The following is a 14,814-nucleotide window of genomic DNA, read 5'->3' as shown; positions in this document are numbered from 1 at the left end:
CCGGACTTCCACGCACGCTCGGCCGCCAGGGCGCGCCACTATCGCTATCTACTGGTCAATCGGGCACACCGGACCGGCGTCTGGCACGGCAGGGTGGGTTGGTACCATCAGCCGCTCGACCTCGCTGCGATGCGTGCGGCGGCCGACCTCCTGCTCGGCGAGCAGGATTTTTCCGCTTTTCGCGCCGCCGAATGCCAAGCCATATCGCCGGTCAAGATCATGCACCGAGCCGAGCTACAGCGCTTCGGGGACCTGATCGTCCTCGATTTCGAGGCATCGGCCTTCTTGCACCATATGGTGCGCAACCTGGTCGGCAGCCTCGTTGCCATCGGCCAGGGCAGGCATCCACCGGAGTGGATCGCCGAATTGCTGGCCAACCGCGACCGGCGCCTGGCCGCACCGACTTTTCCGGCGGCCGGTCTCTATCTGGTTGCGGTCCACTATCCGGCGCGCTGGGGTTTGCCACCGGCCGACGAAAGCGCCGGCCAGCCTCTCATGCCCGACCTGCAAGCAACGCAGTTGACGACATGACGCCACGCATCAAGATCTGCGGCCTGACGCGCATCGAGGACCTGCAGCAGGCCGTGCAGGCGGGGGCCGACGCACTGGGCCTGGTTTTCTACCCACCGAGTCCGCGCTATGTCGATGTGCCGACTGCCACCCGACTGGCGCGCGCCGTGCCTCCCTTCATCAGCATCGTCGGACTGTTCGTCAACGCCGATCCGCAGACCGTGCGGGCCACACTCGCTGCCGTGCCGCTCCACGTGTTGCAACTGCACGGTGACGAGGATGAGACCTACTGCTGCCAGTTCGATCGGCCCTACATCAAGGCGGCGCGCGTTCGGCCCGGCATGGATTTGATACAATACGCGGCTGCTTTCCCTTCGGCCCAGGCAATCCTGCTCGATGCCTTTGTGGACGGTTACGGTGGCGGCGGCAAAGTTTTCGACTGGTCACTGGTACCTGCCTCGCTCGGCAAGCCCCTGATACTGTCCGGCGGCCTTGATGCGGACAACGTAGGAGAGGCCGTGCGCCGCCTGAGACCCGACGCGGTCGATGTGTCGTCCGGGGTCGAGGCAGGCAGGGGAATCAAGGATGGCGCAAAGATTCGCGCCTTCGTGACAGCGGTCCGGTCGGCTGGATCGCCTGGCGGCGAGTGCTGCGAAATGTCTTGACGAGGCTGTTCATGCGCAAGAAATCTGGTGGACGGACGCGGACCTGCTGGCGTCAACACCTGGCCAAACATACCTGAGGCGGCAACGCTTGGTGGTCTTGACCGATGCTCTACCAGCGTTGTCTCGCAACAAGGCGCAAGGAGATGTTGATGGCCGTGCATGGATATGATTTACCTGACGCCAGGGGCCATTTTGGCCCCTACGGTGGTGTTTTCGTCGCAGAAACCCTGATCGGGGCACTCGATGAACTGAAGGAAGCCTACGCCGTCGCCCGGCAGGATCCACAGTTCGTCGCCGAATTCGAATATGAGCTGAAGCATTATGTCGGTCGCCCCAGTCCGGTCTATCACGCCCGGCGCTGGTCGGACCTGCTCGGTGGCGCGCAGATTTACCTGAAACGGGAAGATCTCAATCACACCGGCGCGCACAAGATCAACAACTGCATCGGCCAGGCGCTGCTCGCGCGGCGCATGGGCAAACCACGGGTGATCGCCGAAACCGGCGCCGGCCAGCATGGCGTCGCGACGGCCACCGTTGCCGCACGTTACGGCATGGCGTGCGTGGTTTACATGGGTTCCGAAGACATCCGGCGGCAAGCGGCCAACGTTTACCGCATGAAACTGCTCGGCGCGACCGTGACCCCCGTCGAAAGCGGCTCACGGACGCTCAAGGATGCCTTGAACGAGGCGATGCGCGACTGGGTGACCAAGGTCTCCGATACCTTCTACATCATCGGCACGGTCGCCGGTCCGCATCCCTACCCGATGATGGTGCGTGACTTCCAATCGGTCATCGGTCGCGAGTGCATCGGGCAGATGCAGGAGCACTGCGGACGCCAGCCAGACGCAGTGATTGCCTGTGTCGGAGGCGGCTCCAATGCGATGGGAATCTTCCACCCCTATGTCGGGGTCGCCGGCGTACGTCTGATCGGCGTCGAGGCGGCCGGCGAAGGCATCGCCAGCGGCCACCACGCCGCCTCACTGACCGCCGGGCGTCCGGGCGTGCTGCACGGCAACCGCACCTATCTGCTGCAGGATGAGGACGGGCAGATCATCGAGACACACTCGGTATCGGCCGGTCTCGATTATCCCGGCGTCGGCCCCGAGCACGCCTGGCTCAAGGACAGCGGTCGGGCCACCTATGTCAGCGTCAGTGACGGCGAGGCGCTGCAGGCCTTCCATGACCTCTGCCGTCTGGAAGGCATCATCCCGGCGCTGGAATCGAGCCATGCTCTGGCCTACGCCAGCCAGTTGGCGCCGACGCTGCCGCGCGACAACATCCTGCTGGTCAATCTCTCCGGGCGCGGGGACAAGGACATGCACACCGTTGCCGACAAATCGGGAATCAGGTTCTGACCATGGGAAAGATTACCGAGACATTCGAGCGCTTGCAGGCCCGCGGGCGCAAGGCGCTGATCCCGTTCATCACCGCCGGCGACCCCGACCCGGCACTGACCGTACCCTTGATGCACGCCCTGGTCCGTGCCGGAGCCGACATCATCGAACTCGGCGTACCTTTCTCCGATCCGATGGCGGACGGACCAACCATCCAGCGCGCCTCGGAGCGCGCCTTGGCGCGAGGTGTCAACCTGCGGCAGGTACTGGCGCTGGTCGCCGCCTTCCGGGCCGACGATCGGCAGACACCGGTCGTTCTCATGGGCTACGCCAACCCGATCGAAGCGATGGGGATCGCGGCATTTGCCGCCGCCGCCGGCACTGCCGGAGTGGATGGGGTACTGGTCGTCGATTACCCGCCCGAGGAAAGCAGCGAGTTGGCCGATGCACTGCAGCGCCGGGCACTCGATCCGATCTTCCTGCTGGCACCAACGTCGAGCGACGCACGTATCACAGAGGTCGGCGCACTGGCCAGCGGCTACATCTACTATGTCTCGCTGAAGGGTGTCACCGGTTCGGCCGCGCTTGACGTCGCAGCGGTCGCCGCGCGTATCCCGGAAATCAGGGCGCGCACCGGGGTGCCGGTGGGAGTCGGATTCGGCATCCGCGATGCCGCAACGGCCGCCGCAGTGGCCGGAGTGGCCGATGCAGTGGTCGTCGGCAGCCGGATCATCGAAGAGATCGAACACTCCGCCTCCGGCGAGGCCTGTGAAAAAGTGTTTGCCCTGCTTGCCGGCATTCGTCGCGGGATGGATGCTGCAGCAGTTGCCGCGGGAGGACAAGAATGGGTTGGCTGAACAAACTGTTGCCACCAAAGATCAAGCGCAACGACAGCGGGATTGCACGCCGCTCGTCGCTGCCCGAAGGACTGTGGAGCAAGTGTCCGGCGTGCGAAACCGTGCTCTACGCGACCGATCTGGTCAACAACAGCAACGTCTGTCCGAAGTGCGGACATCACAAGCGGCTCGAAGCGCGCGCGCGCATCGATCTGCTGCTCGATCCCGCAGGCCGCTCGGAGATCGCAGCCGAAGTGCTGCCGGTCGACTCGCTCTCGTTCAAGGACAGCCGCCGCTACCCCGACCGTTTGCAGGACGCCACCGAGGCCACCGGCGAGACCGACGCGCTGATCGTCATGCGCGGTTCGCTGGCCGGCTGGCCGGTCGTCCTGGCCGTTTTCGAGTTCGATTTCATGGGCGGCTCGATGGGTTCGGTGCTCGGCGAACGTTTCGTGCGCGGGGTGCAAGCGGCGGTCGACCACGGCGAGCCTTTCATCTGTGTCACCGCATCGGGCGGCGCGCGCATGCAGGAAGGCCTGTTTTCGCTGATGCAGATGGCCAAGACGACGGCGATCCTGACTCGTCTGTCGCAGGCGAAGCTGCCCTTCATTTCGATTCTCACCGACCCGACGATGGGCGGAGTGTCGGCTTCCTTCGCCTTCATCGGCGACGTGGTGATCGCCGAGCCAGGAGCCTTGATCGGCTTTGCCGGCCCCCGTGTGATCGAACAGACCGTCCGCGAAACACTGCCGGAGGGTTTTCAACGTTCCGAGTTCCTGATCGAGAAAGGCGCCCTCGATCTGATCGTCGATCGCCGCCAGATGAAGGAGCGGGTGGCCGGCGTGCTCGCACTGCTGCAGAAACGGCCTGCATTGCAGTGAGCCACCGGTTGTGAGCGACGACGAGCACGCAGAGCAGCCAACTGCCGAGCGCGTGCACTCCCGTCCTTCGCTATCGCTCTGGCTGGCTCACCTCGAAAGCCTTCATCCACGCGGACAAGGTGGAATCGAACTTGGCCTGGAGCGTGTCCGGCAAGTCCAGCGGGAGCTGGCACAGGACATGCAGTGCCCGGTAATCATCGTTGGCGGCACCAACGGCAAGGGTTCGACCTGCGCCTATCTCGAGGCCATCTACAGCTTTGCCGGCTATCACGTCGGCTGCTACACCTCGCCACATCTGCTCGAGTACAATGAGCGCGTACGCATCGATCGGCAGCCAGTCAGCGATGCCGCCTTGTGCACGGCGTTTGCCAGGGTCGAAGCGGCTCGCCAGACGGCCGGCAAGGTGGCACTGACCTACTTCGAGTTCGGTACGCTGGCCGCCGTCGAGGTTTTTCTCGCGCAGCAGGTGGAAGTCCTGATTCTTGAAGTCGGACTGGGTGGCCGCCTCGACGCAGTCAACGCCTATGCCCCGGACTGTGCCATCGTCACCGGCATTGCACTCGATCACACCGACTGGCTCGGATCGACTCGCGAGGCGATCGGTTTCGAGAAGGCCGGCATCTTTCGTCGCGACAGACCGGCAATCTGTGCCGATCCCGATCCACCCCGCAGCCTGCTCGAATACGCACAGGCGGTGGCGGCCGACCTGAAGCTCCTCGGGCGCGATTTCGGCTACTTCGGGAACCTCCAGCAATGGACCTTCTGGACGCGCGGCGGACAGCGGCGAGGCGGCCTCGCCCATCCTGCCCTGCGCGGCGCCGGACAACTGGCCAATGCCTCGGCCGCGCTCGCCGCTGTCGACTCGCTGCGGCAACAGCTGCCGGTCTCGATGCAGGCGATGCGGCGCGGACTGAGTGAAGTGAAGCTGCCGGGACGTTTTCAGATTCTCCCCGGCCGGCCGGCCGTCATCCTCGACGTGGCGCACAATCCGCAGGCGGTGACCGGCTTGGCCGACAAGCTTGCCGGCATGCCTTTCTCTGCCAGAACGATCGCCGTCGTCGGCATGCTGGCCGACAAGGACATCGCAGGCTCGCTCGCGCCACTGGCCGGCAAGGTTGATTGCTGGCTGCTGGCCGACCTCGATGTTGCGCGTGGCGCATCGTCGCAAACCCTGGCCAGCGTCGTAAGCCGCGCCGCGCTCGGTGGCAAGACGGAATGTTTTGCTTCACCGACGCTCGCTTTCGAGCGTTCTGCCGAGCTGGCCGGGGAAAATGATAGAATCGTCGTCTTTGGATCGTTCTACACGGTCGCGGCCGTCATGCGCAACAGGCAGCATGGTCGCTGATCGAAGCGACACGAGTGGACTCCCCGATGGCGATGACTGAAACACCCGACCCGCAATTGCAGCTCAAGAAACGGGCCCGGCGCCGACTGGTCGGAGCGGTGGCCTTCGCCGGACTGGCGGCGGTCGTCCTGCCGATGGTCATGGACGAGGAGCCCAAGCAACAGGTCCAGGACGTCCAGATAAGAATTCCCGGCCAGGATCAGGTACCGTTCCAGCCCAGACTGGCGGCCCGCACGGCCGCACCTGCCACCGGCAGCACGGCTGTCGGCGAGGGGCCCGACAAGCTGGCAGCGCCCGTCCCGACAGACAAACCAGTCGCCACGGTTGCCCCGCCGAATGACCAGGCCAGCGACAGGAAAGCCGACAAACCGGCTGAGAAGCCGCCCGAGAGGCCACCGGTCAAGAAGATCGACAAGCCCGCAGAGAAACCACCAGAGAAACCTGCCGACAAGAAACCCGTCAAACCGGCCGAGAAGCCGTCCGAGAAAGCACCCGAGAAGCCGCCTGCCAAGCCAGTCGAGAAGACACTGGCCAAGCCAACAGAGAAGACACCGGAAAAACCGCCCGCCAGACCGGCGGAGAAGGTGCCGGAGAAACCGCCCGAGAAGAAACTCGACAAACCGGCTGAAAAGGCACCCGAGAAAGCACCGGTCAAGAAGGTCGACAAACCGGCCGAGAGCGGTTCCGAGGAAAGCAGCAAGCCCGCCGCCGACGATGCCTCGCCGGCCAGTGCAGCACCGGCAAAACCGTCGGCGGCAGCGGCGAAATCCGGCGGCCAGCAGGTCATCCTGATTGGCGCCTTTGCCAATCCCGATAACGCCAAACAACTGCAGGGCAAGATCAGCGCGGCCGGGGTCAGCACCTATACCGAAATCCTTGAAACACCGGACGGCAAGAAGACGCGCGTGCGGGCCGGCCCCTTCCCCAACCGTGAGGCTGCCGACCGCGCCATGGAGAAGTTGAAAGCCATTGGCGTCAGTGGAGTCGTCGCCGGCCGGCAATGACAGTCTTCGACTATCTCGTGCTGGTCATCATCGGCGCCTCTCTCCTGCTCGGCATGTGGCGCGGCGTAGTCGGCGAGATCATTGCTCTGGCCGCCTGGGTCCTGGCGTTCTTCGCGGCCAAATGGTGGGGTGCCGAGCTGGCCGGGTGGTTCGGCGGCATTGCCGATCCGACGATACGTCTGGTCGCCGGCTGGGCAGCGGTGTTCGTCGGAGTGCTGGTCGCCATGGCCCTGCTCCGCCTGGCCGTGCGCAGTCTGCTCAAGGCCCTCGGGATGAGCCTGAGCGATCGGCTGCTGGGTGTGGTCTTCGGCATCGCCAGGGGGCTGGTGATCGTCACGATCCTGGTTGCCATCGGCGGCATGACGGCACTACCCAAGGAAAGGTGGTGGAGCGAGGCCTACTTCGCTGCCCCGCTCGAAACGGCCGTCCTGGCAAGCAAGCCCTGGTTGCCGTCCGACGTGGCTAAACGAATCAGGTTTGGGTAGGGAACGACTATGTGCGGAATTCTCGGAGTTGTCGCAACCACACCGGTCAACCAGCTGCTTTATGATGGGCTGATGGTCCTGCAGCACCGCGGCCAGGACGCCGCCGGCATCGTGACCGCCGAAGACGACGCCTTTCACATGCACAAGGGCTCCGGGCTGGTGCGCGACGTGTTTCGCACCCGCAACATGCGCGCTCTGCCCGGCAACATGGGCATCGCTCACTGCCGCTACCCGACCGCCGGCTCGGCCTTCGATTCCGCCCTCTCGCAACCGTTCTACGTAAACTCGCCGTTCGGCATCGTTCTCGGACACAACGGCAACCTGACCAATACCGAACAACTCAAGGATGAAATGTTCCGTCAGGACCTGCGGCATATCAACACCGGCTCCGATTCGGAAGTCCTGCTCAACATTCTGGCGCATGAACTGCAGGCCACCGCCAAGGGCTGTCGGCTGGATCTCGACACCATCTTTGCCGCCGTAGCCGCAGTTCACCGGCGCTGCCGTGGCGCCTATGCCGTCGTCGCGATCATCGCCGGGCACGGCATGCTCGCCTTCCGTGACCCCTTTGGCATCCGGCCACTGGTTTTCGGAACCAACGATAGCGCGGAGGGTATCGAGTACCTTTTTGCCTCCGAGTCGGTGGCGCTCGACACGCTCGGTTTCCAGGTGCTGCGCGACGTGGCACCCGGTGAAGCGATCTTCGTCGACCTCGACCACCGGCTGCATCAGCGTCAGTGCGCCAGCCATGCGGCGCTCTCGCCGTGCGTCTTCGAGTTTGTCTATCTCGCCCGCCCGGACTCGGTGATCGACGGAGTATCGGTCTATGAGGCGCGCCTGCGCATGGGCGAGCACCTGGCCGACAAGCTGGTCAGGCATATCCCGGTCGACCAGATCGATGTGGTCATTCCGATTCCCGATTCGAGTCGCCCGTCGGCGATGCAACTCGCGCAGCGCATCGGAGTCCCCTACCGCGAGGGTTTTGTCAAGAACCGCTACATCGGTCGCACCTTCATCATGCCGGGCCAGGCCGTCCGCAAACGCTCGGTCCGCCAGAAGCTCAACACGGTCGCCCAGGAGTTCAAGGGCAAGCGCGTCCTGCTGGTCGATGATTCGATCGTGCGCGGCACCACCAGCCGCGAGATCGTCGAGATGGCGCGCGCCGCCGGCGCCCTGAAGGTCTATTTCGCGTCCGCTTCGCCCCCCGTCCGCTATCCCAACGTCTATGGCATCGACATGCCGACGCGCGGCGAACTGATCGCCACCGGGCGCACCGGAGAAGAGATTGGCCATGAGATCGGTGCCGATGCGCTGGTCTATCAGGATCTGGAGGCACTCACCGCTTCGATTAGCGACCTCAAACCGGCGCTGTGCCACTTCGACACCTCCTGCTTCGATGGATGCTACGTCACCGGCGATGTCACGACGGAGTACCTGACGGCCATCGAAATGGCCAGGGAAGGTCACCGAACGGTCAGCAAGGAAGAGCGCTGGGCGTCGAGACAATTGCAACTCAATCTGATGTCTGCGGGCTGACGGCCATGAAAAACAGTCGTGACTATTCCATCGAGACCCTGGCGGTGCGTGCCGGGCAGGAGCGCAGCCAGTTCAACGAGCACAGCGAAGCACTCTACCTCACTTCGAGTTTTGTCTTCACCAGCGCAGCCCAGGCAGCCGCCCGCTTCTCGGGTGAGGAGGAAGGCAATGTCTACTCGCGCTTCACCAATCCGACGGTTGCTGCCTTCCAGGATCGCCTTGCCGCGCTCGAAGGGGCCGAAGCATGCATCGCCACGGCATCGGGCATGTCGGCCATCCTGTCGCTGATCATGGCGCTGTGCAGTGCCGGCGACCACATCGTAGCCTCGAACGGACTGTTCGGTGCCACCCAGCAATTGCTCGGCACCATACTGCCGCGTTTCGGCATTCAGACCAGCTTCGTCTCGCAAACCGATGTCGCTGCCTGGCAGGCGGCGATGCGACCGGAAACCAGGCTGTTCTTTCTCGAAACGCCGTCGAACCCGCTGACCGAGATCGCCGACATTCCGGCCCTGGCAAGGCTTGCCCGCGCACGCGGCGTCCTTCTGGCCGTCGACAACTGTTTCTGCACGCCGATTCTGCAGCGTCCGCTTGACCTCGGCGCCGATCTCGTCGTGCACTCGGCAACCAAGTTTCTTGATGGTCAGGGACGGGTTCTCGGTGGTGCCGTCGCCGGGCCCAGGCGCCTGACCGACGAAGTGTTCCGCTTCCTGCGTACGGCCGGACCAACGCTCTCGGCATTCAACGCATGGGTGCTGCTCAAGGGGCTGGAAACGCTGCAGATTCGCATCGAAACGCAATCGTCACGCGCGCTGCAACTGGCGCGCTGGCTGGAGGAACATTCCAGGGTGGCACGCGTCCATTACCCGGGCCTGCCGTCGCACCCGCAGTTCGATCTCGCCCGGCGGCAGCAGCACAGCGGCGGCGCAATCGTTTCCTTCACCGTCAAGGGCGGCCGGCCCGAGGCCTGGAAGGTGATCGATAGCTGTCGCCTGCTGTCGATCACCGCCAATCTCGGCGACACCAAGACGACACTGACCCACCCCGCCTCGACGACGCACGGTCGCATCACTCCCGAACAGCGCGCCGCGGCAGGCATCGGCGAGGACCTGCTGCGCATCGCGGTCGGCCTGGAAGCAGTGACCGACCTGCAGAACGACCTCGAGCGCGGCCTGTCGTCGATCTAGCGCTGGCTGCCGGTGTCTTCCCGGCGCTTCTTCGGGCGGGCCAGGTCTTCGCGCTCGCTGGCGGCCTTTCTCAGCGCCTCCTTGGCAACTTCGGGCATCATGAAATAGGTCATCAGGCTCGATCCCGAGCAGACCAGCCAGAAGAGCAGGAAGCCCGTCGAATAGGTGGCCGTCGCCGACCATTCGACGCGCTCTCCAAACAGATACAGTTGCGCCGGATCGATCAGGGTGAAGAAGATCGTTTCGGCAATGCCCGCCGCAATGAAGGCCGGCCAGAGTACCCAGATGACGTGTTTCATGCTTGCTCCAGAAGAGGCTTGTTGTAGTGACTGATCAGCGCGGTCTTTCAGCGCACCTGGCCGCGACCGGCGACAAAAAGCTCCGGATCGACCATCGCGCCGTTGAGCACGACCCCCCAGTGCAGGTGCGGGCCGGTGGCGCGGCCGGTCATCCCCGAGAGCCCCAGACGCTGTCCCTTGCCAACCACCTCGCCGGGCTGTACATCGACCCGGTCGAGGTGGCAGTACATGCTGATCAGCCCGTTGCCGTGGTCGACGAAAACCGTCCGGCCATTGAAAAAGTAGTCATCGGCGGCAAGCACGATGCCCTCGGCATTGGCCCTGACGGCTGAGCCGCGCGGCGTGGCGATGTCGAAGCCGGCATGTGGCGAGCGCGGCTCGCCGTTGAAGTAGCGACGCAGGCCGAAACGTCCGCTCAGCCGCCCCGCGGCCGGCAGAACAAAGTTCAGATCGACCGCGTCGACCGGCCGCCAGTGGCGTTTGAGACGCTGGATGGCGGCGATTTCACCCTCAACCCGAGCCACATCCGCGGGCGACAACTGCACCTTGCTGCTGTCCTTGAGGGTGATCCGTTGCTCGGGGTAGTTCTTCGGGCTGACACCGAAGGGGACGCTGCGGACTTCTCCCACCGGCTTCTCGGCCGCCTGATCGACGCTCTGCACCCGCAGTTCGTGCTCTCCGGGCGCAATATCCAGCGCCAGCCCGACGACCGCGATCCACTGTCCGTGCTCCTTGACGACGAGGACCGGCTGCTCGCCGAGCCAGGCCTGCGGTGGACGGCCGCCGGCCGCCGCAGGACCGAGCGACACCTGCGCCACGCCGCCGGGAACACTGGCTTGCCGAGGCAGCGAAGCCTCTGTCCCGGCCGGCCGCAGCACGATCAACAGCCAGGCGCTGCCCATGACGACAGCGCGCCGGATGGTCGAAAGCCCTGCCATGCCGGCTAGAGCGCTGCCGCGCTGAAGGTGTCGCACTGGCGAACGTCGCCGCTTTCCATGCCCCGCTTGAACCAGCGCACGCGCTGTTCGGAGGTACCGTGAGTGAAGGATTCGGGAACGATCTGGCCGCGCGTCTGCTTTTGCAGGCGGTCGTCACCAATCGCCGAGGCAGCGGTCAGCGCCTGCTCGGTTTCGCCCGGTTCGAGGATCTTCTTCATGCTGTCGGCACGATGGCCCCAGACCCCGGCAAAACAGTCGGCCTGCAGTTCCAGTCGCACCGAGAGGGCATTGGCCGCAGCCCGGTTGCGACTGCGCTGCTGTGCGGCATGCACCTTGTCCGAAATGCCCAGCAGGTTCTGCACATGGTGGCCGACTTCGTGCGCGATCACGTAGGCCTGCGCAAACTCGCCGGGGGCCTGGAAACGCTCGCGGAGATCCCGGTAAAACGCCAGGTCGATATAGACCTTCTGATCGGCCGGGCAGTAGAAGGGGCCCATCGCCGACTGTCCCGTGCCGCATGCCGTCGGGGTCGCCCCGGTGAACAGGACCAGCTTCGGCTCCTGGTAGCGGCGCCCCGCCTCGTTGAAGACGGCATGCCAGGTGGTCTCGGTGCTGCCGAGCACCTTGGCGACAAAGGTGGCCATTTCATCGGTCGCCGGCGGTTTCTGTGCCGGTCTGACGGCCGAGGCCGGCGAACCGGCATTCGAGGCCAGCCCGAGAATCACCGCCGGGTCGATGCCGAGAAAGTAGCCGGCGGCCAGTGCGATCACCAGAGTCCCGATGCCGACGCCAGCGCGCCCGCCACCCCCTCTTCTGTCCTCGACGTTCTGGCTTGCGTCTTGTTCTTCCAGGCGCACGGATCATCCTCCATCGCTCGCATCACTCGCCGTCAATGCTAACAGAACGGCGGGCAAGGCGCAGTGCTTCAGCATATGCATGGTTTGTCCCCCAATGGTCATCCGACCGTCGCCAGGATCAGTGAAAGGTGGACAAAGTCAGATTTTCGTGCATAATCCGCGGACTTTTTACAAGAAGCGGACCGGCGAGGTTCGTTAACAGGAGGGGCGCGTATGGAGAATCTCTATTGGATGGCCGTGGCCACTGTGCTGGTCGTCTTGTTTTTCGATTACACGAACGGCTTTCACGACGCTGCCAACATCGTCGCCACGATCATCGCTTCCCGCGCGATGACCCCGGCGCAGGCGGTCGTCATCGTCGGTGTCTTCGAATTCCTCGGACCCCTGCTCGGCGGTACCGCGGTGGCCAACACCATCGGCAAGTTCGTCGACCTGTCGACCTGTCGACAGTGGACGCGGAACTCGCCGTCCTGATCCTCTTCTGTGGCCTGCTCGGTGCCATCGTCTGGAATCTCGCCACCTGGTGGTTCGGTATTCCTTCGTCGTCGTCGCATGCGCTGGTCGGCGGACTGGCCGGCGCGGTCGTTGCGGCGGTCGGATCACAGTACGTGATCTGGGGCTGGACGCCGCTCATGCAGGATGGCAAGCTGATCGGCGTGATGAAGGTGCTGGTTTCCCTGTTCGCCTCGCCATTACTCGGCTTCTGGGTCGGTTTCCTGGTGTTCCGTATCGGGCGCAAGATGATGGCCGGAGCCAAACCAAGCGCCAACAACACGCTGCGCAAACTGCAATTCGCCAGTGCGGCCTGCCTTGCCTTCTCGCACGGTGCCAACGACGCACAGAAGAGCATGGGCATGCTGACGCTGGTGTTGCTGCTCGGTGGCTTCATTCCCAAGTTCGACGTACCGTTCTGGGTGGTCCTGGCCTGTGCCACGGCAATCACGCTCGGCATCCTGTCCGGTGGCTGGCGCATCGTCCGGACGCTCGGTTTTGCCATCTATCGTGTACGCCCGCTGCACGCCTTGTCGTCGCAGCTCACTTCCGGCCTGCTGATCCTCTCCGCCTCATACCTCGGCGCACCCGTATCGACGACGCACGTGGTGGCCACCTCGATCATGGGCATCGGCTATTCCGAACACCCGCGCGCCGTGCGCTGGAAGAAGGCGGTCGACATCGCAAAAACCTGGGTGATCACCATCCCGGCCTCGGCACTCACCGCCATTGTCTGCTATGCACTCGCCCGAATCATGCTTGGCCAACACTAACTGAGGAGATAAACCATGGACAACAATCAAGACGAAGACAACAAGCCCATCTTCCGCCGTCTCTACGAGCGGGTTTTCCCGACCGTCGCCGACTTCTTCGGCATGCTGGCCGAACAGAGTTCGAACGCCGCCGAGACCACCCGCCTGCTCGTCGAGTTCATGGAAACCGGCGACGTGACCGTCGCCCAGAGAGTTCGCGATGACGAGCACGAAGCCGACCGCATCAAGGCCGCCAACCTCAGCGTGCTGAGCGATGCCTTCTCGACGCCGATCGATCGTGAAGACCTGTTCCGCGCAATCACCACGCTCGACGACATTGTCAACTACTGCAAATCGACGGTGGTCGAGATGGACATGCTGGGTCTGCAACCCGACAAGCACAGCCTGGAAATCGCCCTGCACATTCGCGAAGGTACCGAAGCATTGGCCAAGGGTTTTGCCCGCCTGGCAACAGATCCGGCGGGCGCCGGCGTCGATGCCAACGCGGCGCGGAAAGCCGAGCGCACGGTGGAAAAATCGTACCGCCGGGCAATTACCGCGCTTTTCCAGGGTGACGACTACCTGAACATGTTCAAGCGCCGCGAAACCTATCGCCACCTCTCCAACGCCGCCGACCGCGTTGCCGATGCGGCGCGCGCGCTCGACAACATCGTCGTCAAGCTGTGCTGAAAAGCATTGACGAAAACGGGGTTGTGTTTCGCAGTTCTTGGGCCTACAGTGTGGTGGCCAATGTCGGCAGCCACGAGGAGAAGCGTATGGGGAAACTGGTCGCCGGCCTGATGGCCCTGGCGCTGGCGCTTTCAAGTGCAACTGCTGTCGCCTGCTCGGCTGAAAAAGCCAAGGATGGCCAGACGGAAATGAGCACACCGGCCAAACCCAAGACCTGATTTGTCGGTAGAGCATCACGCGCGGCGCATACCTCTGGTATCGCGCCGCGTTTCATTTTGCGACGTGCCTTCCTGCGGCCACAGCCCGGCGCAGCGCCGCATGCCGGATTTCGCTGCGCGAGGTCTCCCGGCGGGCGCTATCGGCGACCGGTCCGCCGTTTCACTCGCAGCTTGCCTGGCACGATAGCGGACTGCCGGCGCATTCCGCCGGGCCGGCAAGCCTGCATTCCCGCCGGGAACGGTGTGTGAAGGTGATTCCTTCACCGTAGTGACAGGCAACCCGGCTGATCTTGCCCTGGCGCGCCACCTCGATCCTGATGACGCGCGCCGCCTTGATACTGGCCGCCGGCAAATCGCAGGACAGGTAGGCCATGAACGCGCCGTCCTGCGACTCCCACGCCACGACGTTCTTGTGCTGCCGATAGTCCCGGTAGTCGGTGCATAGCGCGGCATCGTCCTGGTACATACGCCGGTTGTCGCTGCAGAACCCGTTGAAGGTGAATTGCAGTTCGACCTCGGAGGGACAGTTGCCGACCTGCATGGCGGTCACCAGATTCGGGCAGGACAGTTTCTCTGCCGCACCGGCGGTTAATGCCGGCAACAGCAGGAACAGGGCGAGTGATCCTGATTTCATCAAACAATTCTCCTAACCATTCATGATTCGGCTTACTCGCCCCCGAGCATGAAAGCCCTGATCGGGTGCACCATGTGAGGTGGCACGCAGGCGCGTAGAGGTCGCAATACGAATGAAGGCCCGACCCCGGCGCCTAACCGGACCTTCACCG

At 64.0% G+C, this 14,814-nt stretch carries 18 protein-coding genes; 14 read left to right on the top strand and 4 right to left on the bottom strand.

Going from position 1 to position 14,814, the window contains the following annotated elements; translation table 11 throughout:
* The 10 genes from JNK99_RS10960 to JNK99_RS10915 form a co-directional block, all read left to right on the top strand.
* Positions 1-531 (top strand): tRNA pseudouridine synthase A (locus JNK99_RS10960; protein ID WP_291852775.1); only part of this gene is annotated, 531 nt, incomplete at its 5' end.
* Entirely contained in the window at positions 528-1,175 is a 648-nt protein-coding gene (locus tag JNK99_RS10955; RefSeq protein ID WP_291852772.1) for a phosphoribosylanthranilate isomerase, read from the top strand. The genes JNK99_RS10960 and JNK99_RS10955, both read left to right, overlap by 4 nt.
* Before the next feature lie 149 nt (positions 1,176-1,324).
* Positions 1,325-2,530, top strand: coding sequence for a tryptophan synthase subunit beta (gene trpB, locus JNK99_RS10950; protein WP_291852769.1), 1,206 nt, complete (start codon positions 1,325-1,327; stop codon positions 2,528-2,530).
* A 2-nt stretch (positions 2,531-2,532) separates the two neighbouring features.
* On the top strand, positions 2,533-3,366 hold the full coding sequence (trpA, locus tag JNK99_RS10945) for a tryptophan synthase subunit alpha (RefSeq protein WP_291852766.1): 834 nt from the start codon (positions 2,533-2,535) through the stop codon (positions 3,364-3,366).
* Entirely contained in the window at positions 3,354-4,226 is an 873-nt protein-coding gene (accD, locus tag JNK99_RS10940) for an acetyl-CoA carboxylase, carboxyltransferase subunit beta (protein WP_291852763.1), read from the top strand. Before trpA ends, accD begins: the two co-directional genes overlap by 13 nt.
* Before the next feature lie 52 nt (positions 4,227-4,278).
* The gene (gene folC, locus JNK99_RS10935) at positions 4,279-5,571 is read left to right on the top strand and encodes a bifunctional tetrahydrofolate synthase/dihydrofolate synthase (protein WP_291852761.1); all 1,293 of its coding nucleotides are present in this window, start codon (positions 4,279-4,281) and stop codon (positions 5,569-5,571) included.
* A 26-nt stretch (positions 5,572-5,597) separates the two neighbouring features.
* Complete coding sequence (locus JNK99_RS10930) at positions 5,598-6,575, top strand: SPOR domain-containing protein (protein WP_291852758.1); 978 nt, start codon at positions 5,598-5,600, stop codon at positions 6,573-6,575.
* Positions 6,572-7,060, top strand: coding sequence for a CvpA family protein (locus JNK99_RS10925; RefSeq protein ID WP_291852756.1), 489 nt, complete (start codon positions 6,572-6,574; stop codon positions 7,058-7,060). Before JNK99_RS10930 ends, JNK99_RS10925 begins: the two co-directional genes overlap by 4 nt.
* Positions 7,061-7,069: 9 nt before the next feature.
* A complete protein-coding gene (gene purF, locus JNK99_RS10920; protein WP_291852753.1) occupies positions 7,070-8,596 on the top strand; it encodes an amidophosphoribosyltransferase in 1,527 nt (508 codons plus the stop codon).
* 5 nt (positions 8,597-8,601) lie between these two features.
* A complete protein-coding gene (locus JNK99_RS10915) occupies positions 8,602-9,783 on the top strand; it encodes an O-succinylhomoserine sulfhydrylase (RefSeq protein ID WP_291852751.1) in 1,182 nt (393 codons plus the stop codon).
* On the opposite strand, the gene JNK99_RS10910 is transcribed toward JNK99_RS10915, so the two are convergent.
* Genes JNK99_RS10910 through JNK99_RS10900 form a run of 3 tightly spaced genes read right to left on the bottom strand, consistent with a single transcriptional unit; the run spans position 9,780 to position 11,877 of the window.
* Positions 9,780-10,082 (bottom strand): hypothetical protein, encoded by a 303-nt coding sequence (locus JNK99_RS10910; protein WP_291852748.1) that lies wholly within the window; start codon positions 10,080-10,082, stop codon positions 9,780-9,782. The genes JNK99_RS10915 and JNK99_RS10910 overlap by 4 nt on opposite strands.
* 47 nt (positions 10,083-10,129) lie before the next feature.
* Positions 10,130-11,020, bottom strand: a complete 891-nt coding sequence (locus tag JNK99_RS10905; protein WP_291852745.1) for a M23 family metallopeptidase — start codon at positions 11,018-11,020, stop codon at positions 10,130-10,132.
* Between the two features lie 5 nt (positions 11,021-11,025).
* Complete coding sequence (locus JNK99_RS10900) at positions 11,026-11,877, bottom strand: neutral zinc metallopeptidase (protein ID WP_291852742.1); 852 nt, start codon at positions 11,875-11,877, stop codon at positions 11,026-11,028.
* Between the two features lie 213 nt (positions 11,878-12,090).
* Here JNK99_RS10900 and JNK99_RS17685 point away from each other — a divergent pair, with 213 nt between their 5' ends.
* From JNK99_RS17685 to JNK99_RS10885, 4 genes are read left to right on the top strand one after another with little or no spacing between them, the layout of a single operon-like run.
* Positions 12,091-12,351: an inorganic phosphate transporter gene (locus JNK99_RS17685; RefSeq protein WP_366518756.1), complete on the top strand. Its 261-nt coding sequence runs from the start codon at positions 12,091-12,093 to the stop codon at positions 12,349-12,351.
* The gene (locus tag JNK99_RS10895; protein ID WP_366518755.1) at positions 12,327-13,142 is read left to right on the top strand and encodes an inorganic phosphate transporter; all 816 of its coding nucleotides are present in this window, start codon (positions 12,327-12,329) and stop codon (positions 13,140-13,142) included. The genes JNK99_RS17685 and JNK99_RS10895 overlap by 25 nt, the downstream gene beginning before the upstream one ends.
* A gap of 15 nt (positions 13,143-13,157) precedes the next feature.
* A complete protein-coding gene (locus tag JNK99_RS10890) occupies positions 13,158-13,811 on the top strand; it encodes a DUF47 family protein (protein WP_291852740.1) in 654 nt (217 codons plus the stop codon).
* Positions 13,812-13,834: 23 nt separating this feature from the next.
* Positions 13,835-14,029: a hypothetical protein gene (locus JNK99_RS10885; protein ID WP_291852737.1), complete on the top strand. Its 195-nt coding sequence runs from the start codon at positions 13,835-13,837 to the stop codon at positions 14,027-14,029.
* A 160-nt stretch (positions 14,030-14,189) separates the two neighbouring features.
* Here JNK99_RS10885 and JNK99_RS10880 read toward each other — a convergent pair whose 3' ends face one another.
* Positions 14,190-14,663: a hypothetical protein gene (locus JNK99_RS10880; RefSeq protein WP_291852734.1), complete on the bottom strand. Its 474-nt coding sequence runs from the start codon at positions 14,661-14,663 to the stop codon at positions 14,190-14,192.
* Positions 14,664-14,814 lie beyond the last annotated feature (151 nt).

This window comes from Accumulibacter sp. (genome assembly GCF_016789985.1).
GTDB lineage: Bacteria > Pseudomonadota > Gammaproteobacteria > Burkholderiales > Rhodocyclaceae > Accumulibacter.
This window is presented reverse-complemented; position numbering and strand designations above follow the sequence as displayed.